The following is an 18,990-nucleotide window of genomic DNA, read 5'->3' on the forward strand; positions in this document are numbered from 1 at the left end:
CTCGGGACACCCCTGTGGACAAACTCGAGCGGAATTGGCCACAAACCGGCACTATCTGCCGGTGGAAACCCTGGCTGAGGTACTGGACCGGCTCGGCGGTCGCGCGACCTTCGCCCAATTGACCCGTATCGCCCCCAAACGCAAACTCGCGGCGGCCGTGGAAGCCGGCGAGGTCGAGCGATTGGCGCGCGGCGTCTACCGCCTGCCTCTTCCGTCAACCGATCACGACGCCGCTGTGGCCTACGACGGGGTCGTGTCGCATCTGAGCGCAGCACTCGCGTGGGGCCTGCCGCTGAGCACAGCACCCAAGAAGCCGCACATCACCCTGCCGAAGAAGCGCCGCCCTCGCCCGGGGCCGCCCGCGGTGCTGCATTGGGCATCGACCACTGCGCAGGAACGGTCGGCCCGCCGGACCTCGATGCTCCGCACGGTCACCGACTGCGCCCGGATCCTGCCTTTCGGCGAGGCGCTCGCCGTCGCCGACGCCGGCTTGAGCCGTGAGCTGACCCACCGAGAACTGATCGCGGCCACGACGGCGATGCGCGGAGCCGGCTGCACCATGGCCCGCGAGGTCGCTGCCGTGGCGACTCGCGGGGGCGAGAGCTTTCTGGAATCGATGCTGCGGGCGCTCCTGATCCAGAACGGCATCGAGGGCTTCGAACCGCAGGTTCTGGTCGAACGAGGGTGGTTCCGCGCCCGGGTCGATCTCGGGCATCGACCGGCCAAGGTCGCGCTGGAGGCCGAGGGATATGAGTTTCACGGGTCGAGCAAGGACTTCGCCGCCGACTGCCGGCGGTACGACGAACTGGTTGCGGCGGGCTGGCTGGTGCTGCGGTTCACCTACCACCAGGTGATGTTCGAACCTGACTGGGTGGTTGCCATGGTTCGGGAGGCGGTTGGGCGTGTCCCGAACGACAGGACATAGTCGGGCTTGTCGGGCTGGGCTGCCGTCTCCGTCAGCGTGGGGAACGGGCTGGCTGGCGACTATGTCCTGTCGCTCGGGACACGCATCACCCGCGGATCCGCCGGAGAAACTCCTGAGTACGCGGTTCGGCTGGGTGCTCGAGCAGCTGTTGGGGTGGGCCCGCCTCCAGCAGGCGGCCTTGGTCGAGGAAACAGATTTTGTCGGCCACTGAGCGGGCGAAGCTCATCTCGTGGGTGCAGATGAGCATCGTCATGCCCTCGGAGCTGAGCTCGCAGAGCAGGTCGAGGACCTCGCCGACCAGCTCGGGGTCGAGGGCGGAGGTGACCTCGTCGAGCAGCATCAGCTTGGGTGAGTTGACCATGGCCCGGGCGATGGCGGCGCGTTGCTGCTGGCCGCCGGAGAGCTCGTCGGGCTTGGCTGAGGCCTTGTCGGCCAAGCCGACCCGGTCGAGCATCTCCAGGGCTTGGGTGCGGGCTCGAGCCTTGGGTACGCCGTGGACGCGGATCGGGGCCAGGGTCACGTTGTCCAGTACCGACAGGTGTGGGAAGAGGTTGTACGACTGGAAGACGATGCCGATTCCGGAGCGGACGCGGTCGGTGTCGATGCGTGGATCGGTGATGTCGGTGCCGTCGAGCTCGATCACGCCGTCGTCGACGGTCTCCAGCAGGTTGACGCAGCGCAGCAGGGTGGACTTGCCGGAGCCGGAAGCGCCGATCAGGACGACGCACTCCCCCGCCTCGACGTCCAGGCTGAAGTCGTTCAGGACGAGGTTGGTTCCGAAGGACTTCCGCACGTTGCGGATGGACAGCAGGCTCACACCACACCTCCGCCGGCGCCGTACCAGCCTTGTCGTCGGGCGACCCAGTCCGTCAGCCGGGTCAGCGGGATCGTCAGGGCGACGAACAGCAGGCCGGCGACGACGTACGGGGTGAAGTTGAAGTCCTCGGCCGTCTCCAGCTGGGCCGCGCGGATCGCGTCGATGACGCCGAGGACCGCGATCAGGCCGGAGTCTTTCTGGAGTGAGACGAAGTCGTTGAGCAGGGGTGGCAGCACCCGGCGTACGGCCTGAGGCAGTACTACGAAGCGCAGCGTCTGTCGGTGCGACAACCCGAGCGATCGCGCCGCCGCCCGTTGAGATGGATGGATCGACTCGATGCCGGCGCGGAAGACCTCGGCGACGTAGGACGAGTAGGTGAGCACCAGCGCGGCGCCACCCCAGATGACCGCCTGGTTGGGCAATCCTCGCAGCTGCAGCGCTGGTACGCCGAAGCCGAGCAGGAAGATCACCAGGAGCAGGGGCAGGCCGCGGAAGATGTCCGTGTAGGCGGCCGCGAAGATCCTGAGCGGGAAGAAGATCGGGCCACGCAGGGTCCGCATGATCGCCAGCGTGAGTCCGAAGATGACGATCAGTACGGCGCAGACGAGCATCACCCGGACGTTCAGCCACAGCCCCTGAGCAACGACCGGCAGCGCCTCCCACCCACGATGGAAGTCGAAGAAAGTCGCCCGCACCCGCGGCCAGCCCGGCGTGGACCCCACCCCGAACACAACCAGCACCAACAACACCACGGTGCTGATCCCGGCAATGGCGCCGGAGCGGAGGGTCCGCCGGCGGCGATAGGCCAACCGCTCCAGCTGCACCGCAGACGGCCGCCAGCCGTCTTTCGCGGGGCCGTCAGGCTGCGCCGCGCCGCCGGGCATCTTCGGCTCTCGGCTCACGAGAGTTCGGGGGCGCCTTCTGCGGTGAGCCACTGCTTCTGCAGGTTGGCCAGGGTGCCGTCAGCGCGCAACGCGTCGACTGCCTGTGAGACGCACGGGGTCAGGGCTGAGCCCTTGCCGAGGACGAAGCCGAACTGTTCGGGCTTGTCGGTTGCGGGGAGCTGGCCGACGATCTTGCCGTCGCCGAGTTGGGCGGCGGTCATGTAGAAGCCGGTCGGCAGGTCAACCACGATGCCGTCGATCTGCTTGTTCTTCAGCGCCTGCACGGCCAGGTCGTTCGAGTCGTACACGGCCGGCTGCTGCTTCGGCTTGATCACGTCCCGCAGCGACGTGTAGCTCGTCGTACCGACCTGCGCGCCGAGTTTCGCGTCGGCCAGCTGGGCGATCGACGTGGCGCCGGCGATCTTGCTGCCCGCCGTGGTGATCACGGTCTGCCGGACGTCGTAGTACCCGGTCGAGAAGTCGACGGCCTTGGCCCGGTCGGCCGAGATCGACACCTGGTTGACGTCCAGGTCGAACTTCTTCGGCCCGGGCGCGAAGGCCGCGTTGAACTGGACCGTCTGCCACTTCACCTCGCTCGCCTCGAACCCGAGCTTCTTCGCCACCGCGTAGGTGACGGCTGATTCGTACCCCTTGCCGTTGGCCGGGTCGTCGCCCGAGAACCACGGCTCGTACGCCGGCTTGTCGGTGCCGACCGACAGCGTGCCGGCGGTCTTCAGCGCCAGCTTGTCCTTGCTACAGGCATCAGCCGAGGTCGGCGGGGCCGCAGGACCAGCGGAGTCTTCTTCGGGAGCGCAAGCGGTGAGCGCGATGACAGCGAGGGCGGCGCCGACGGCCAGGGCTGAACGAGCAGTCATGGCAGCAGCGTAGAGCCCAACTGCTGCCGGTAGTGGGTGGGGCTGTGGCCGGTGAGACGGCGGAAGCGGGTGGAGAAGTAGAGGGGGTCGGGGAAGCCGACCTCGGTGGCGATCGCGGCGACGGGGCGGGTGGTCAGTTCCAGGAGGCGGGCCGCGGTGTCGAGGCGGCGGCGTTCTACGAACTGTTGCGGAGTGGTGGCTAGTTGGGTGCGGAAGAGATGGGCGAAGCGGGAGACCGACAGGGTGCTTTCGCGGGCCAGGACGGCGACGGAGAGGTCGGCGCGGAGGTTGCGGTCGATGTACTCGATGGCTCGCAGTAGGCGGTCGTCGATCTGGGCTGCCTTGGGGTTTTGGGTGTCGCACCACAGGAGGGCGGCTTCGAGGGCGTTGACGCTGAGGAGTTCGCCTTGGGTGAGGACGCTGTCTTGATGGCGGACCGCCTCGGACAGGGCGTGGGTGATGCGGTCCGCGGCGGCCGGGCTGGGGTGGAGTTGAAGGATGCCGGGGGCAACTGATGGCCACTCGAGCAGTGGAAGCCAGTCGGGACGGGGGTGGAAGTGGGCGAAGAGGAAGTGCCAGCGGTCGCCTGCGGTGCCGTAGTCCTGGAGGGTGCCGGGGCGGATGAGGGTGGTGACGCCTGGGCCGGCTTGGACGCCGCTGCCGACGTTGCCTCGGCCGTCGAGGGTGTGGAGCAGGAGCCAGTCCGTGGTGCCGCGGCGACGGTAGGTGGCGTAGGTCGGGCCCTCGTCGAACTCGCCGGCCATCAGGCGGCGCACGGTCGGGGTGAAGGAGTCCGGTGTAGCAGGATCTCGAAGGTTCACAGTTCGATAGGGTATCCACAGCTTGGCCCTGCCGGCGGATGCTGGAGACATGATCAGCACAGTTGCAGAGGTGTACGCGCGAGACGGGATCGTCCAGGTCCCTGGCGTGCTCAGTCGGGTCGAGGTCGAGCAGATCAAGGCTGCCTACATGGAGCAGGTCGCCGTGGATCACTCGCTGGCGATCGACGACGGGGTGCCTGCGGAGGACCCGCTCGCGCAGTATCCGCGGTTCGTTCATCCGCATCGGCGGACCGAGGTGGAGGCCGGGCGGCTGGCCATGGAGTGGATGCTCGACAACCGGATCCTCGATGTGGTCGAGACGCTGATCGGGCCGGCATTGGGGGCTCAGTCGATGTTCTACTTCAAGCCGCCGGGCGCGCGGGGGCAGGCGATGCACCAGGACAACACGTTCCTGCGGGCGCATCCGGAGACGTGCCTCGCCGCTTGGATCGCGATCGACGACGTGGACGCGGAGAACGGCGGGCTGGCGGTGGTACCGGGGTCGCACGAGGTGGAGCTGGTCTGCCCGGAGGAGGCGGATCTGACCGAGTCGTTCACCAATGCCGAAGTACCGATCCCTGAGGGGTTGAGCAAGGTGCAGACCCGGATGAAGGCGGGCGACGTGCTCTTCTTCCACGGCAGCGTCGTGCACGGCTCACGACCGAACACCAGTGCCGATCGCTTCCGGCGGTCACTGATCTTCCACTACATCTCGGAAGAGAGCACGGAGATCGCCGCCTTCTACAACCCACTCGTTCGCCCCGATCGCCGTACCACCGTCATCCCCGAAGCCATCGGCGGAGGCCCCTGCGGCGACTACGCCAACGCCGAGCCGTAAACCGGCCTGGCCGGCTCCCGTGGACGGGCCCCCACTGCGCAACCGACCGACGCGAGGGTCAGTAAGGCGAGCGTGATCAGGAGCACCGCGACGGGCCGCGCCGTCTCGAAGGGGGCCTCGGCCGCTGCGGCGGCCAGGCAACCGGCCAGCGTCAAGGCGAGCAGACCCGTCGCGAGGCTGATCAGCCGGAGGAAGCCCGCGCCAACGGACGGGTTGAACCTTGCCCCGGCGAAACGCACCCCCGGTTGCGGTTGGGGTGCGCGCGATCCCCACTGGTCGAAGACATGTTGCGGTACGTCGATCCGCTCCAGCGCGGCTAATCCCCGCAACAGCGTCTCCCCGCTCAGCGCTTCGTCGTGCGACATCACGAGCGCGGTCCCGGCGATCGTCAGGGTGAAGGGCCGTGCGTCCAGCAACGCTTGCATCGTGCGTGGATGCAGGACGGCCATCAGGTAGCGGGAGTCGTCGCCCAGTACGTCGAAGTTGCGGTTGAACTCGGCGCTCTCCAGCGACAGGTCCGAGCGGACCAAGCCGGTGCCGGGCCGGACCTCCAAGGGCGGAAGGGCAGTCGGCAGGGTCGCAACGAACACGGCCAGCCGCCGGCGTCGGCACAGCACGCCGTGCCACTCCAGCCACCGGACCTCGAACGCCACTCCAGTTGCTGCCTGTACGACGTTGCGCACGACGGCGCGGCCTACTGGCAAGGGCAACAGCGGAAGCTTGAGCTCACTGGGTGACTCGCGGAAGAGTTGCCAGCCATTGCGGTGGGCAACATCTTGCAACCCGCTTGTAGTTGCCTTCGGCCATGAGTACGCCAGGAGCAGCGCGGCGAGGGCCAGGATCACGAGTACCGGGAGCATCGCGAGCAGGATCACCGGGCCTTCGTGGTACAGGCTCCAGAGCAGTTTCAGGAAGAGGGCGCCGACCGCCACGACGGCGAGCCAGCGGGCGAATCGGCCGGCGCCGACCGAGACGCTGAGGAGCATTGCGGCGGTTGGCAGGACAACGATGACTACCAGCGCCATGGTCGAGCTCCAGCCCGGCCACTCCTCGCCGACCAGGCCCGGCATCATCAACAGACCGAGGCCCGTCCACACCAGGATCAGCAGGTACGCGACACCCAACAGGCTGGTCCCCAGCGACTTGCTCCGCATTCCGCACACTCTGCCACCTGCCGGTGGCAGGAACTCAGCTCGAGTAGTCGCGGAAGCCGCGGCCCGTCTTGCGGCCGAGGTAGCCCGCCGTGACGAGGTGTTCGAGGAGGGGGGCGGGGGCGAAGCCGGGCTCGCGGAACTCGAGGTAGAGGGTGCGCTGGATGGCCAGGGAGACGTCGAGGCCTACTACGTCGAGGAGTTCGAACGGGCCCATGGGGAGACGGCAGCCTAGTTTCATGGCGGCGTCGATGTCGTCAACCCCGGCGTAGTGCGCCTCGAGCATCCGGACGGAGTCGTTCAGGTACGGGAAGAGCAGGCCGTTGACGATGAAGCCGGCGCGGTCGCCGCACCGTACGGGGTGCTTGCCTGCGGCAACTGCTACGGCGGCGACGGTGTCGGCGACCTCCGGCGAGGTGCTGACCGTGCTGACCACCTCGACCAGCTTCATCACCGGCGCGGGGTTGAAGAAGTGCAGGCCGACGACGTCCGCGGGGCGCTTGGTCGCCATCGCCAGGTCGATCACCGGCAGGCTGGAGGTCGTCGTCGCCAGGACCGCACCCGGCTTGCAGATCTCGTCGAAGGTCTCGAACAGCGCCTGCTTGACGCTCAACTCCTCGACGACCGCCTCGATCACCAGGTCGGCGTCGGCGAGGTCGTCGAGTCTCGCGGTACCGGTGATCCGGGTCAGGGCCGAGTCGCGCTCCTCGGAGGAGAGCTTGCCGCGCTGGACGCCCTTCTCCAGCGAGCGTTCGAGCGCGGCGCGGACCCGGTCGACCTTTTCGGTGCCGCGGGCGACGTACAGGACGTCGTACCCGGCCTTGGCGCAGACCTCGATGATGCCGACGGCCATCGTGCCGGAGCCGACGACGCCGACCTTCTGGACCGCGCGGACCGCCGGGGCGCCGCCGGAGGCCGACGGGGTCAGGTCGTCATCGACGACGACCGGCGAGTCGGGCGACTCGTAGGTGTAGAAACCGCGGCCGGTCTTGCGGCCGAGCAGGCCGGCGGTGACCATCTGCTTGAGGATCGGGGCCGGCGCGTGCAGCCGGTTGCGGCCCTGCTTGTACATCGTGTCGAGAATCTCGTACGCCGTGTCGAGGCCGATCAGGTCGAGCAGGGCCAGCGGCCCCATCGGGTACCCGCAGCCCAGCCGCATCGCCGCGTCGACGTCCTCGCGGGTGGCGTAGTGCGACTCGACCATCGACACCGCGTGGTTGAGGTAGCCGAACAGCAGCGCGTTGGCGATGAAGCCTGCGCGGTCGGCGGCGACGACGGGGACCTTCTCGAGCTTGCGGGCGAGCGCGATGACGTCGTCGACCACGTCCGGCTCGGTGACGACGGTCTTGATCACCTCGACGAACTCCTGCACGGGTGCGGGGTTGAAGAAGTGCATCCCGACCACCCGGCGCGGGCGCTGGGTGGCGACCGAGATCTCGGTGACGGAGAGGCTGGAGGTGTTGGTGGCCAGGATGGCGTCCTCGCGGACCACCTTGTCGAGCGCGGAGAAGATCTCGCGCTTGAGCTCGAGGCGCTCGATCACGGCCTCGATCACCAGGTCGCAGTCGGCCAGCGCCTCGATCTCGGTGGCGAAGGTGACCCGGTCGAACAGCGCCTGCTGGTCCTCGGGCGACAGCTTGCCGCGCTTCACGGCGCGGTCGGTCGAGTGCTGGATGTGCCCGCGGCCGCGCTCGACCGCCTGCTCATCACGCTCCACGCCGACGACGCTCAGCCCGTGCCGGGCGAACACCTCCGCGATACCGGCCCCCATCGTGCCGAGACCGACCACTCCGACCGTCTTCAGTTCGCGCGCCATGGCTCGAAGTGTGCCAGTCGCCACACTGGTCCGCACATGAGCTGTGTCACGACGGTTGGGAACGTCACACCTCGTCGACCACCAGCGGGGTGCTGAACCACTCCTTGACCAGGCGGTCCGGGTCGGGGGCGGCGGCCAGGGCTTGGGCGATCGAGGCGGGTCTGACGTCTCGTACTGCGAGTTGGCGCTCGTCGAGCCAGACGGGTTGGTAGGTGCCGGCCTTCGAGGTTGCGGGGCTGGACAGCTCCTCGCCGGTACCTGTGCCGAATTGGCCGCCGAGTACTTCGGCTCGGTAGTAGTACTGGGTGCTGCCGCGGAAGTTGACCAGCGCGACCAGGCCGTCGACGCGCACGATCAGGCCCAGCTCCTCGTGGGTCTCGCGGACGGCTGCCTCTTGAGGGGTCTCGCCGTCTTCGACTCCGCCGCCGGGGAGGGTGTAGTAGGTCATGCCGTCGCGGACGCGTTCGATGGCGGCCAGGCCGTTGGTGGTGAGGAGGACTACGCCGGCGCGGATCATGTGCGGCGGGCCAATACGTAGTACCAGCCGCTTGTTCTTGCCTGCGCCCATTGCCAGCTGAGAGCTGTCCAGCCGGTGGCGGTGAGGAGGGTGCGGAGGGGTTGTTCCTGCCATTTGGTGAAGTGGCGTGGGAGGTCCAGGAAGCGGTTCGACCACTCGTCACCGGTGCCCTCGCTGGTGGTGAAGGCCAGGTATTCGGCTGCCGCGTGGGCCTTGCGGAGGACTTGGGCGAGTTGCTCGGGGGTGAAATGCAGGAAGACGGCGTCGGCGAAGACGAGGTCGTACGGTCCACCGAAGTCGTCGGTCAACGCGTTGAGCCGCTCGGCTTCGTGTCCGTCGGCCCGGATCATCTCCACGAAGGAGCCGGCGGCGTCAGTACGCCGTACGCGATGCCCCCGCCGCTCCAACTCCACCGCATCCCGGCCCGTACCGCTGCCAAGCTCCAGCACGTAGCCACCGCCCGGCAGTTCCGCATCAATCCGGTCGAACAGCTCCACCAACGGTCCGATCGCCTGCTTCGGAATGGAGTCCCGGAACCGCTCCGCGGCCTGTTCGTACGTCGCCAGCGTCACCTCGTTCGGCGTCGGCTGGACGGTCCATCCGTCGCCCTCATGCTCGATCACCGCCGGCAGCTCAAGCCCAAGGTCCAGCTCCGGCGCGATCACCACCACAGTCTCCCCACGATGCTGATCCGCAATCTCCCCCACGACCGCCTCAACCGGCCGCCGGTCCGCCTGGGCCGGGTCCGCCTGGGCCGGCAGAAGGGCGTGGGGTACGCCGAGCTCCTCCGCCCGGGCCGGTTGCCGCGGGGCCAGCAGCGTCAACCTGACCCCTAATTCCTCCGCCAGCACGGCGGCTGGCTGCTCCGCCGCCGGCGTCGCATAAACCGCAACCACCCGCTCCCCAGCCAGCCGCTCCCGCGACCCCGGCGCCAACAGAATCAGCCGAGCCGGGCACATCAGGTTCATAGCCGGGAGCCCCGCGGGTAGAGCGGACGAGCGGACATCAGGTTCACGGGCGGACGAAGGCGAGCGCCTGCTCGGCGTACTTGGGCCAGGTGGCGGCGTGTTCCAGGGGGATGACGACCCATTCCTTCATCGGGCGGCCCATGCCCGGGTCGAAGGCTTCGGCGCCGGTCAGCTTGAGGGCTTCCTCGCGGGGTTCGGGTGGGAGTTTGAAGGTCATCGCGTCGCCGAAGAGGCCGGCCAGCATCTTCTTCTCGATCTTCAGGCAGGGCATGCCGAACATGCTGCCCTCGACCACACCCTCATCGGCAAGCCCCTTGGCGACCGCGTCGTACTCCAACCGCGTCTGCAGGCTGATCTTCGGCTTCATGAACCACAGCTTCTCACCCCGCACGGCAGGGCGGCATGGGGTTCGGCGATCGGTTGGACTACGGTGCTTTGTCGTGCGCCTGGTGATTGCTCGTTGCTCAGTGGATTATTCCGGCCGGCTGACGGCCCATCTTCCGATGGCGCCCCGGTTGTTGATGGTGAAGGCTGACGGGTCTGTGCTGATCCACGCCGACGGCGGGTCGTACAAGCCGCTGAACTGGATGTCCCCGCCGTGCAAGCTGACGGAGGAAGAGGGCGTCTGGAGCGTCACCAACAAGGCCGGCGAGGAGTTGCGGATCACCTTCGAGGAGGTGCTGAGCGACTCCTCGTACGAGCTGGGCCTGGATCCCGGGCTGATCAAGGACGGCGTCGAGGCGCACCTGCAGGAGCTGCTGGCCGAGCACGTGCACACCTTCGGCGAGGGCTTCACGCTGGTACGCCGGGAGTACCCGACCGCGATCGGCCCCGTCGACCTGCTCTGCCGCGACGCGGACGGCAAGCACGTCGCCGTCGAGATCAAGCGCCGTGGCGAGATCGACGGCGTCGAGCAGCTCACCCGGTACGTCGAACTGCTCAACCGCGACCCGCTGCTGTCTCCCGTCCGGGGCATCTTCGCGGCCCAGCTGATCAAGCCGCAGGCGCAGTTCCTGGCCACCGACCGCGGTCTGGAGTGCGTCACCGTCGACTACGACGCCCTCCGCGGGATGGAATCCGACGTGCTCCGGCTGTTCTGACCGGACAGGTTCTTTCGACAACGCGCCGTGATCGGAGTAGCGTCCACCGGCGTCACTGGTCTGGTTATGTGAAGAGAGCGTAAGGTGTGCCCGATTTCGGGCAGATTCTTGGCTTTGGACCTGTTTTCACTGCACAGTGGACGCGTGATGAGTGAGGCGGCGGATCCCAGCGAAGACCTCGTTGACCAGGTCAGCCGCACCACCGGACTGACGCCGGACGACGCCCGCCGGGTGGTCGCCGACGTCCTGGCCTACTTCACCGAGACGACCGAGCAGTACGTCCGGCGCCGGCACCGCGAGCTGCAGACCTACGGCGCCCGCAACGACGAGATCTTCGCCCGGCTCGGCAGCGAGCTGCGGCACTGGCCGGTCCGCTCACCCGAGCTGTCCGCCCGCCAGTTGCGCCGGATCGTCTACGGCTGATCGTCGCTCAGCAGAACTGAAACCCCACGAAAGGAACACCCTCCCCATGTGCGGAATCGTCGGATACGTCGGCACCAAACCGGCCGCGCCGATCCTGGTGGACGGCCTGGCCCGGCTGGAGTACCGCGGCTACGACTCGGCGGGGGTCGCCGTCGTCGGGTCCAGCGAGCTGAAGGTGCACAAGGACGCCGGCCGGGTCCGTGAGCTGGAGGCCTCGCTGCCCAAGCGGTTCGGCGGCAAGCTCGGCATCGGGCACACCCGCTGGGCCACCCACGGCGGCCCGAGCAAGGACAACGCGCACCCGCACGCCAGCGGCAACGAGCGGATCGCCGTCGTCCACAACGGCATCTTCGACAACGCGGGCGCACTGCGCCGCCAGCTCGAGGAGGCCGGCGTCAAGCTGCGCTCCGAGACCGACACCGAGGTCCTCGCGCACCTGATCGAGCAGTCCGACGGCGCCACCCTCGAGGAGAAGGTGATGGCCGCGCTGCGCCGGATCGAGGGCACCTACGGCATCGCCGTGGTCGACCTGGACTTCCCCGACCGGATCGTGGTCGCCCGCAACGGCAGCCCGCTGATCCTCGGCATCGGCGACGGCGAGATGCACGTCGCCTCCGACGCCGCCGCGCTGATCCGCTACACCCGCCAGGTCGTCTACCTGGACGACGGCGAGATGGCGACCGTCAAGGCCGACGGCTACCGCACCTTCACCCAGGACGCGTCGCCGACCACCAAGACCGCCAAGACGGTCGAGTGGAGCGCCGACGAGTACGAGCGCGGCCTGCACGAGCACTTCATGATGAAGGAGATCCACGAGCAGCCGGAGGCCGTCCAGCGCGCGCTGCGTGGCCGCCTGGACGAGCGCTTCCACACCGTCCACCTGGGCGGCCTGAACATGGACGCGCGGGAGGCCCGGGAGATCAAGCGGGTCAAGATCCTCGGCTGCGGTTCGGCGTACTACGCCGGCCAGATGGGCGCCCAGTTCATCGAAGAGGTGGCCCGGATCCCCGCCGACGCCGAGCCGGCGTCGGAGTTCCGCTACCGCAACCCGGTGGTCGAGCGCGACACCCTGTACGTCGCGGTCAGCCAGTCCGGCGAGACGCTGGACACCCTGGTCGCCGTCCAGGAGCTCAAGCGCAAGGGCGGCCGGGTGATCGGCCTGGTCAACGCGGTCGGCTCCAGCATCGCCCGCGAGGTCGACGGCGGCGTCTACCTGCACGCCGGCCCGGAGGTCTCGGTCGCGTCGACCAAGGCGCTCACCAACATGGCCGTCGCGTTCGCGATGCTCGGCATCCACCTCGGCCGGATCCGCGACGTCTCCCCCGCCGACGGCCGCCGGCTGATCGAGGGCCTGAAGCGGATCCCCGAGCAGATCCAGGCGATCGTCGACCAGGAGGAGGCGCTCGGCGAGATCGCCGGCCGCCTGTCCAAGCACGAGAGCGTCTTCTTCGTCGGCCGCACCCGCGGCTACCCGGTCGCTCGTGAGGGTGCCCAGAAGCTGAAGGAGATCTCCTACCGGCACGCCGAGGCGTACCAGACCTCCGAGCTGAAGCACGGCCCGCTGGCGCTGATCTCGCCGGACGTGCCGAGCGTCGCGATCGTGCCGAAGGACGAGCTGCTCGACCGCAACATCGGCGCCCTGCACGAGATCGCCGCCCGGTCGGGTCCCCTGTACGTCGTCACCCACCCGGGCGTCGAGGTCCCGGACGGCGCCGCCGCGGTGATCGAGGTGCCGAAGAACGAGCCGGAGCTCGACCCGATCCTGCTCACCATCCCGCTGCAGATCATCGCGTACTACGCCGCCGTCGCCCTCGGCCACGACGTCGACAAGCCGCGCAACCTGGCGAAGTCGGTCACCGTCGAGTAGTCCGCAACCCCAGTGACGCCGGCTGCAGCAACCTGCAGCCGGCGTTTTCTGTCCTCGCCCGCGTTGTAGGTTTTGTCGCGGCCCCCGACGCCTGACTTTCAGAGGACATCCCATGCACTGGAAGACGCCCCTGGCCGCGACCGTCACGATCGCCGCTCTCGCCACCTCGCTGACCGCCACCGCGGCCACGCCCGACCAGGCCGGCACCGCCGACCCGGCCGCCTGCTCGCCGGACGCGAGCTTCCGCGGTTTCACCGACAGCCTGGACAAGACCACGTACGACGGCCTGCCGGTGGCCGGTCTGTCCGCGATCAACCTGACGACGCCGGGCCACGCGCTCGCGCTGGTCGACAACGTCACGAACACCCCGGCCCGGGTCTTCGGCCTCCGGATCGGCGACGACCACGGCAAGCCCGAGGCCGCCGTGGACAGCGTCACGGTCCTGCGCCGGCCGGACGGTACGCCGTACAACAACGTGGACTTCGACGGTGAGGGCCTGGTCGCCGAACAGGGCGGCCGGACCATCCTGGCCACCTCCGAGCGCGAGCCGTCGATCCGGCGCTTCCAGTTGTCCGACGGCAAGCAGATCGCCTCGCTGCCGGTACCGCCGCGGTTCCAGGTCGCGCCGGCCGGTGAGGCGCAGGCCAACGGCACCTTCGAGTCGCTCGCGGTCAGCACCAACGGCAAAACCCTGTACGCCGGACTCGAAGACCCACTCACCTCGGACGGCAGCGACGCCGAGGACCGTGGCCGCAACCGGATCCTGCAGTACACGGGCCGGGCCGGTGGCGCCTACGCCGTGGCCGCGCAGTACGCGTACAAGACCGACCCCGGGCTCAGCCTGGTCGAGCTCGCCTACGTGCACAAGGACCAACTCGTCTCGATGGAACGCACCTTCGTGGCCGGCGTCGGCAACACGATCCGCGTCTTCAGCGTTTCGCTGCGCGGGGCCGAGGACGTCACCGATCAGGCGTCGCTCGCGGACGCCCCGGACGCGGTGTTCGTGCACAAGAAGCTGCTCTTCGACCTGGTGAACTGCCCGCCGTCGGGCGCCGTCGCCAAGCAGCCGCAGCCGAACCCGCTGCTGGACAACGTCGAAGGCCTCGCCCTCGGCGGCTTCCTGCCGAGCGGTCGCCGGCAGCTCTACCTGATCTCCGACGACAACTTCGGCCCCACCCAGATCACCCGGCTGTACTCGCTGGCCGTCGACCTGCACTGAATCGTTGCCCTTGGCCACTCTCGCTCGGGTAGCGGGAGTGGCCTGAGGGCGACACAATGCGTCAATGCGCGTCATTGTGGTCGGAGCCGGTGTGATCGGGCTCAGTTGTGCTGTTCGGCTGGCGGAGTCCGGGTACGACGTGGCGGTGTTCGCTCGCGACCTGCCGTTGGAGACGACGTCGGCGGTCTCGGCCGCGATCTGGTATCCGTTCCAGTCGGCGGGTGATCGGGTCGCCGGTTGGGCGCGGACGACGTACCGGGAGTTCGCCGAGCTGGCGGAGAGCGAGCCGTCGGTGCGGTTGCGGCACGGCAAGGAGTACCTGCTCGAGCCGACACCGAACCCCGTATGGGCCGATGTGCTCACTGATCTGGAGCGGGTCGGGTCGCCACCGCCCGGCTTCCGCGACGGGTGGTCGTTCACGACGCCGGTCGTGGAGATGCCGCTTTACCTGCGGTACTTGGTCAAACGGCTCGAGGCCGCGGGCGGGACCCTCAACCGGGCCGCGTTCTCGGCCTTGCCCAACACGGCGCCGATCGTCGTGAACTGCACCGGTCTCGGTGCCCGATTGACCGCACAGGACCCGACCGTCACGCCGGTCCGCGGGCAGGTGTTCACCGTCGAGCAGTTCGGCCTCACCGAGTGGCTGATGGCCGACAACGGCCCGGAAGAGCTTTGCTACGTCGTACCGCGCTCGAACGACGTCGTCGTCGGCGGCACCTCGCAGCCCGGCGACTGGAATCTCGCCGTCGACGACAAGACGGCCGGCTCGATTCTGGACCGGGCCACGGCCCTGGTTCCTCAACTCCGCAAGGCGAAAATCATCAAGCACCGAGTCGGACTGCGCCCCGCCCGCCCATCCGTCCGCTGCGAAAGCGTCCGCACCGGCGACCGCCAGGTAATCCACTGCTACGGCCATGGCGGGTCCGGTATGACGCTGTCGTGGGGCTGCGCCGACGAGGTGCTGGCACTGGTCCAATCCGCTTAGCTGGCCAGCTGGGCGTAGCGGCCGTTGCTTTCGACCAGGCTGGTGTGGGTTCCGGACTCGATTACTCGGCCGTGGTCGATGACGGCCAGCTGATCGGCGTTGCGGACTGTTGAGAGGCGGTGGGCGATGGTGATCGTCGTACGGCCTTCGGCCAGGCGGTCGAACGCTTGCTGGACTGCGCGTTCGGTCTCGGTGTCGAGGGCGCTGGTGGCCTCGTCCAGGACCAGGACGCGGGGGTTGCGCAGGAGCGTACGGGCGATGGCGATGCGTTGCTTCTCGCCTCCGGAGAAGCGGTGGCCGCGGGAGCCGACCATGGTGTCGTAGCCGTCCGGGAGGCCGGCGATCAGGTCGTGTACTTGAGCAGCGCGGGCCGCGTCCTCGATCTCGGCGTCGGTGGCGTCGGGCTTGGCGTAGCGGAGGTTTTCGCGGACGGTGGTGTGCAGGAGATACGTCTCTTGGCTGACGACGCCGACCACGCTGGCGAGATCCGCCAGGCGGAGGTCTCGGAGGTCGATGCCGTCGACGGTGACGCGGCCGCTGGTCGGGTCGTAGAGTCGTGCGACCAGCGAGGCGAGAGTGCTCTTGCCCGAGCCGGTCTCGCCGACTAGCGCCAGCGTCGTACCGGCGGGCACGTCCAGGCTGATACCGGCCACTGCGGCTGTTTCGCTGCCTGGGTAGACGAAAGTGACGTCCTCGAAGCGCACGTGGCCGTCGATGCGGGTCGGGTCGATCTCGACGGGGTCGGCCGGGTCGTCCACGTCGATCGGCAGGTCGAGGTACTCGAAGATCCGGGCGAACAAGGCCAGCGAGCTGGTCAGCGCGACGCCGACGTTGAGCAGGCCCATCAGCGGCCGGAACAGCCCGGCCTGCAGGGTGGTGAAGGCGATCAGGGTGCCGATGGACAGCGTTCCGGCGGTCATCGGCAGACCGGCGCTCAGGTAGATGATCGCCGGGATGGCGGCGAAGATGACGCTCATCGAGGCCATCCGCCAGCGGCCGGCCAGCTCGGAGCGCAGCTCCAGATCGATCAGCCGGGTCGACGACGCGGTGAAGCGCTCGACCAGGGTCGCGGCGGTGCCCATCGTCTTGCTGAGCTGGATACCGCTGATCGACAGGCCTTCCTCGACCGTGACGTTGAGATCGGCGAGTTCGCGCTGGCGCTGCGCGGTGATCTCGCGGCGCATCCGGGCGACCTTGCGGGTCAGGTAGATGGCCGGCGGCATCACGACGAGCGAGATCAGCGAGAGCTGCCACGACAGCGCGAGCATGGCGACGGCGGTGGCGATCGCGGTGGTCAGGTTGGCGGCGATCGAGGTGGCCGTCGAGGTGACGACCGGCTCCATCCCGCCGATGTCGTTGGTGATCCGGGACTGCACCTCGCCGGTGCGGGTCCGGGTGAAGAACGCGATCGACTGGCGCTGCAGGTGGGCGAACACGTCGGTCCGCAGCCGGTGCATGATCTGCTGGCCGACCTTGGTGCTGATCCAGGTCTGGACGACGCCGAGAATCGACGTGACCGCGGCGACGGCGACCATGCCGATCACCAGCCAGATCAGGAGCTGGAGGTTCTGCTGGGGCAGCGCCTCGTCGATGACGGCGCGCAGCAGGAAGGGTGATGCCATCGCCACCACGGACGATGCGACGATGATCGCCGTGACGACGGCCAGGGAGAGCTTGTGGGTGCTGAAGAGCCGGCCGATCCGGGCCAGCGACACCTCGCGGGCCTGGGCTTTCTCGGCGGCTGTGGCTGACTTCCGGCCGCCCTCGGGGCGGCCACGTTGCTGAGTTGCGTAATCCAAGGCGAGCACCGTTCTGTCGGGGTCTTCGGAAATATACTGAGGTTACCTCACTATGAGGGTACAACAGGATTGGTTGGTACGGTATTCCCATGGCCGATGACGACGAGGAGACGCTGCCCGAGACGTTCTGGGCGGTCGCTCATCAGCTGCGGCACCTGCGCAAGGAGACGCTGGCGCCGTGGGACATCGCGCCGTCGCAGGCGCGAGCGCTCGGCGTCCTGATGCGTGGTGGCCCGATGCGGCTCAACGAGCTCTCCGAGCATCTGCGGATCGCCGCGCGGTCGACGACCGAGGTGGTCGACGCGCTGCAGGATCGTGGGCTGGTGGAGCGGCGTCCGGATCCTGCGGATCGGCGGGCGACGCTGGTGGCGCCTACCGGTGAGGGGACGCGGGTGGGCGAGGCGATCCGGGCCTCGCGGGATGCAGAGGCCGAGGCCTACTTCAACATCCTCAGCCCGGAGGAGCGGGTCTCGTTGGCAGGCATTCTCCGCAAGCTCCGCCGGTGAGTTAGACGGCTAGTACCTGGCAGAGGAGGTCCAGGGCGCCGTTGTAGGAGTGGTCGGGTGGGGTGCCGTAGCCGACGATGAGGGCTTGGCGGGCGGCTGGATCCGGGGTGAAGCGATACCTGTCCAGAGAGGCGATCAGTAGGCCTTGGCGGCTGGCTCGGGCGACCATGTCCTCCGCTTCGCCGGGTACGTCGAGCAGGACGTGCATGCCGGCTGAGATGCCGGCGAGGGTGACGCCTGGGGCTCGGACGGCGAGTAGCTCGACCAGGTGGTCGCGTCTGCGGCGGTAGTGCTGGCGGGTACGGCGTACGTGGCGGTCGTAGTGGCCGGAGGCGATGAACTCGGCTAGTACGAGCTGGTCGAGGGTGGCGGTCAGTAAGTCGGTGGTGCGCTTCACCTCGAGGACCGGGTCCATCAGGTGCTCGGGGAGGACCATCCAGGCGAGTCGGAGCGCTGGGGCGAGGGACTTGCTCGCAGTACCGGTGTAGACGACTCGCTCGGGGTCTAGGGCTTGCAGGGCACCTACTGGCTGGCGGTCGTAGCGGAACTCGCCGTCGTAGTCGTCCTCGATCAGGATTGCATCGGTTTCGCGGGCCCATTCGACAGCTTTGGTACGCCGGTCCGGCGCTAGCGGGACACCGGTGGGCATCTGGTGGGCTGGGGTTAGGAGAGCCGCCCGGCCTTCGAGCAGGTCTGCGCGTACGCCGTACTCGTCGACCGGGACCGGCTTCGGCTCGACACCCCTGGAGCGGATCACGTCCCAGTGCAGGGAGTAGCCGAACTCCTCGACCGACATGGTCTGCGCGCCTTGCAGCCGCAGCACGTCGGTCAGCAGGTTGAGTGCCTGGACATAGCCGGAGCAGATGAGGATGCGCTCCGGATCAGCCCGTACGCCGCGCGCCCGCGCGAGGTAGTCGGCCAGATTCTCCCGCAACTCGACCCTCCCCCGCGGATCCCCGTACCCAAACGCATCGTTGGGCGCAGCCGGCAAAGCTTTACGGGCTGCCGCTAACCACTCGCTCCTCGGAAAGGTCGACACATCAGGCGACCCCGGCGTCAGGTCATACCGGAATTTCCTTGCCTCCGGCAAGGAAATTCCGGAGGAGGAGGCGGCGCGGCCGGAGGTGGCGGGGTGAGCAAGTGCGGCGGTGGCGGGGCGGCCGTTGGCGTGGGTCGGGAGGATTCGGTCGGCGACGACCGTGCCTGAGCCTTGGCGGGCGGTCAGCCAGCCTTCGGCGACGAGCTGGCCGTAGGCGTCCGCCACGGTGTTGCGGGCGATGCCCAGGTCTTTGGCGAGCTGGCGGGAGGACGGCAGGCGGGTGCCTGGGGTTAGGCGGCCGGTGCGGATCGACTCGTGGAGGGCGTTGACCAGGTCGGCGCGGCCGCGGCGGTTGGCCAGGTCCAGGTGCAGATCGGCGCCACCTGCCTCTACCGCGGAATTGGCCCTCGAATCCTCCATAGAAGTGGACCATACACCTG

The 18,990-nt window shown here is 68.4% G+C and carries 19 protein-coding genes; 8 read left to right on the forward strand and 11 right to left on the reverse strand.

Going from position 1 to position 18,990, the window contains the following annotated elements:
* The first annotated feature begins 61 nt into the window (after positions 1-61).
* Entirely contained in the window at positions 62-925 is an 864-nt protein-coding gene (locus ABD116_RS01465) for a DUF559 domain-containing protein (protein WP_343963919.1), read from the forward strand.
* Between the two features lie 85 nt (positions 926-1,010).
* Here ABD116_RS01465 and ABD116_RS01470 read toward each other — a convergent pair whose 3' ends face one another.
* From ABD116_RS01470 to ABD116_RS01485, 4 genes are read right to left on the reverse strand one after another with little or no spacing between them, the layout of a single operon-like run.
* Positions 1,011-1,742: an amino acid ABC transporter ATP-binding protein gene (locus ABD116_RS01470; protein WP_343963921.1), complete on the reverse strand. Its 732-nt coding sequence runs from the start codon at positions 1,740-1,742 to the stop codon at positions 1,011-1,013.
* A complete protein-coding gene (locus ABD116_RS01475) occupies positions 1,739-2,644 on the reverse strand; it encodes an amino acid ABC transporter permease (RefSeq protein ID WP_343963923.1) in 906 nt (301 codons plus the stop codon). The genes ABD116_RS01470 and ABD116_RS01475 overlap by 4 nt, the downstream gene beginning before the upstream one ends.
* The gene (locus tag ABD116_RS01480) at positions 2,641-3,501 is read right to left on the reverse strand and encodes an ABC transporter substrate-binding protein (protein ID WP_343963925.1); all 861 of its coding nucleotides are present in this window, start codon (positions 3,499-3,501) and stop codon (positions 2,641-2,643) included. The genes ABD116_RS01475 and ABD116_RS01480 overlap by 4 nt, the downstream gene beginning before the upstream one ends.
* Positions 3,498-4,322 carry a helix-turn-helix domain-containing protein gene (locus ABD116_RS01485; RefSeq protein WP_343963927.1) on the reverse strand — a complete coding sequence of 275 codons (825 nt, stop codon included), beginning with the start codon at positions 4,320-4,322 and terminating at the stop codon, positions 3,498-3,500. Before ABD116_RS01485 ends, ABD116_RS01480 begins: the two co-directional genes overlap by 4 nt.
* 49 nt (positions 4,323-4,371) lie before the next feature.
* Here ABD116_RS01485 and ABD116_RS01490 point away from each other — a divergent pair, with 49 nt between their 5' ends.
* Positions 4,372-5,160, forward strand: coding sequence for a phytanoyl-CoA dioxygenase family protein (locus ABD116_RS01490; RefSeq protein WP_343963929.1), 789 nt, complete (start codon positions 4,372-4,374; stop codon positions 5,158-5,160).
* Here the strand turns inward: ABD116_RS01490 and ABD116_RS01495 are convergent.
* The 5 genes from ABD116_RS01495 to ABD116_RS01515 form a co-directional block, all read right to left on the reverse strand.
* Positions 5,139-6,314 (reverse strand): hypothetical protein, encoded by a 1,176-nt coding sequence (locus tag ABD116_RS01495; RefSeq protein ID WP_343963931.1) that lies wholly within the window; start codon positions 6,312-6,314, stop codon positions 5,139-5,141. The genes ABD116_RS01490 and ABD116_RS01495 overlap by 22 nt on opposite strands.
* Positions 6,315-6,348: 34 nt before the next feature.
* Positions 6,349-8,127 (reverse strand): 3-hydroxyacyl-CoA dehydrogenase family protein, encoded by a 1,779-nt coding sequence (locus tag ABD116_RS01500; RefSeq protein WP_343963933.1) that lies wholly within the window; start codon positions 8,125-8,127, stop codon positions 6,349-6,351.
* A gap of 64 nt (positions 8,128-8,191) precedes the next feature.
* On the reverse strand, positions 8,192-8,695 hold the full coding sequence (locus tag ABD116_RS01505) for an NUDIX hydrolase (RefSeq protein ID WP_343963935.1): 504 nt from the start codon (positions 8,693-8,695) through the stop codon (positions 8,192-8,194).
* A complete protein-coding gene (locus ABD116_RS01510) occupies positions 8,641-9,612 on the reverse strand; it encodes a class I SAM-dependent methyltransferase (protein WP_343963937.1) in 972 nt (323 codons plus the stop codon). The genes ABD116_RS01505 and ABD116_RS01510 overlap by 55 nt, the downstream gene beginning before the upstream one ends.
* A 43-nt stretch (positions 9,613-9,655) precedes the next feature.
* Complete coding sequence (locus ABD116_RS01515; RefSeq protein ID WP_343963939.1) at positions 9,656-9,979, reverse strand: hypothetical protein; 324 nt, start codon at positions 9,977-9,979, stop codon at positions 9,656-9,658.
* A 73-nt stretch (positions 9,980-10,052) separates the two neighbouring features.
* Between ABD116_RS01515 and nucS the strand changes: the two genes are divergently transcribed.
* From nucS to ABD116_RS01540, 5 genes are all read left to right on the forward strand, one after another.
* On the forward strand, positions 10,053-10,712 hold the full coding sequence (nucS, locus tag ABD116_RS01520; protein WP_343963941.1) for an endonuclease NucS: 660 nt from the start codon (positions 10,053-10,055) through the stop codon (positions 10,710-10,712).
* Between the two features lie 147 nt (positions 10,713-10,859).
* Positions 10,860-11,135: a hypothetical protein gene (locus tag ABD116_RS01525; RefSeq protein WP_328335311.1), complete on the forward strand. Its 276-nt coding sequence runs from the start codon at positions 10,860-10,862 to the stop codon at positions 11,133-11,135.
* Positions 11,136-11,181: 46 nt separating this feature from the next.
* Positions 11,182-13,002, forward strand: coding sequence for a glutamine--fructose-6-phosphate transaminase (isomerizing) (gene glmS, locus ABD116_RS01530; protein WP_343963945.1), 1,821 nt, complete (start codon positions 11,182-11,184; stop codon positions 13,000-13,002).
* 112 nt (positions 13,003-13,114) lie between these two features.
* On the forward strand, positions 13,115-14,221 hold the full coding sequence (locus ABD116_RS01535; protein ID WP_343963947.1) for an esterase-like activity of phytase family protein: 1,107 nt from the start codon (positions 13,115-13,117) through the stop codon (positions 14,219-14,221).
* Between the two features lie 64 nt (positions 14,222-14,285).
* Positions 14,286-15,206, forward strand: coding sequence for an FAD-dependent oxidoreductase (locus ABD116_RS01540; protein WP_343963949.1), 921 nt, complete (start codon positions 14,286-14,288; stop codon positions 15,204-15,206).
* On the opposite strand, the gene ABD116_RS01545 is transcribed toward ABD116_RS01540, so the two are convergent.
* Entirely contained in the window at positions 15,203-17,005 is a 1,803-nt protein-coding gene (locus ABD116_RS01545; protein ID WP_343963951.1) for an ABC transporter ATP-binding protein, read from the reverse strand. The genes ABD116_RS01540 and ABD116_RS01545 overlap by 4 nt on opposite strands.
* Positions 17,006-17,094: 89 nt before the next feature.
* Here ABD116_RS01545 and ABD116_RS01550 point away from each other — a divergent pair, with 89 nt between their 5' ends.
* Positions 17,095-17,511 (forward strand): MarR family winged helix-turn-helix transcriptional regulator, encoded by a 417-nt coding sequence (locus ABD116_RS01550; protein ID WP_343963953.1) that lies wholly within the window; start codon positions 17,095-17,097, stop codon positions 17,509-17,511.
* Between the two features lies 1 nt (position 17,512).
* On the opposite strand, the gene pdxR is transcribed toward ABD116_RS01550, so the two are convergent.
* The gene (pdxR, locus tag ABD116_RS01555; RefSeq protein ID WP_343963955.1) at positions 17,513-18,970 is read right to left on the reverse strand and encodes a MocR-like pyridoxine biosynthesis transcription factor PdxR; all 1,458 of its coding nucleotides are present in this window, start codon (positions 18,968-18,970) and stop codon (positions 17,513-17,515) included.
* Between the last annotated feature and the right edge of the window lie 20 nt (positions 18,971-18,990).

Source organism: Kribbella koreensis, from assembly GCF_039525325.1.
In the GTDB taxonomy this organism is placed as follows: domain Bacteria; phylum Actinomycetota; class Actinomycetes; order Propionibacteriales; family Kribbellaceae; genus Kribbella; species Kribbella koreensis.

Coding starts and splice junctions, on each gene's coding strand:
- ABD116_RS01480 (WP_343963925.1), bottom strand. CDS start 3,501: ATGACTGCTCGTTCAGCCCTGGCCGTCGGCGCCGCCCTCGCTGTCATC.
- ABD116_RS01490 (WP_343963929.1), top strand. CDS start 4,372: ATGATCAGCACAGTTGCAGAGGTGTACGCGCGAGACGGGATCGTCCAG.
- ABD116_RS01495 (WP_343963931.1), bottom strand. CDS start 6,314: ATGCGGAGCAAGTCGCTGGGGACCAGCCTGTTGGGTGTCGCGTACCTG.
- ABD116_RS01500 (WP_343963933.1), bottom strand. CDS start 8,127: ATGGCGCGCGAACTGAAGACGGTCGGAGTGGTCGGTCTCGGCACGATG.
- ABD116_RS01505 (WP_343963935.1), bottom strand. CDS start 8,695: ATGGGCGCAGGCAAGAACAAGCGGCTGGTACTACGTATTGGCCCGCCG.
- ABD116_RS01510 (WP_343963937.1), bottom strand. CDS start 9,612: ATGAACCTGATGTGCCCGGCTCGGCTGATTCTGTTGGCGCCGGGGTCG.
- ABD116_RS01515 (WP_343963939.1), bottom strand. CDS start 9,979: ATGAAGCCGAAGATCAGCCTGCAGACGCGGTTGGAGTACGACGCGGTC.
- ABD116_RS01525 (WP_328335311.1), top strand. CDS start 10,860: ATGAGTGAGGCGGCGGATCCCAGCGAAGACCTCGTTGACCAGGTCAGC.
- glmS (WP_343963945.1), top strand. CDS start 11,182: ATGTGCGGAATCGTCGGATACGTCGGCACCAAACCGGCCGCGCCGATC.
- ABD116_RS01535 (WP_343963947.1), top strand. CDS start 13,115: ATGCACTGGAAGACGCCCCTGGCCGCGACCGTCACGATCGCCGCTCTC.
- ABD116_RS01540 (WP_343963949.1), top strand. CDS start 14,286: ATGCGCGTCATTGTGGTCGGAGCCGGTGTGATCGGGCTCAGTTGTGCT.
- ABD116_RS01550 (WP_343963953.1), top strand. CDS start 17,095: ATGGCCGATGACGACGAGGAGACGCTGCCCGAGACGTTCTGGGCGGTC.
- pdxR (WP_343963955.1), bottom strand. CDS start 18,970: ATGGAGGATTCGAGGGCCAATTCCGCGGTAGAGGCAGGTGGCGCCGAT.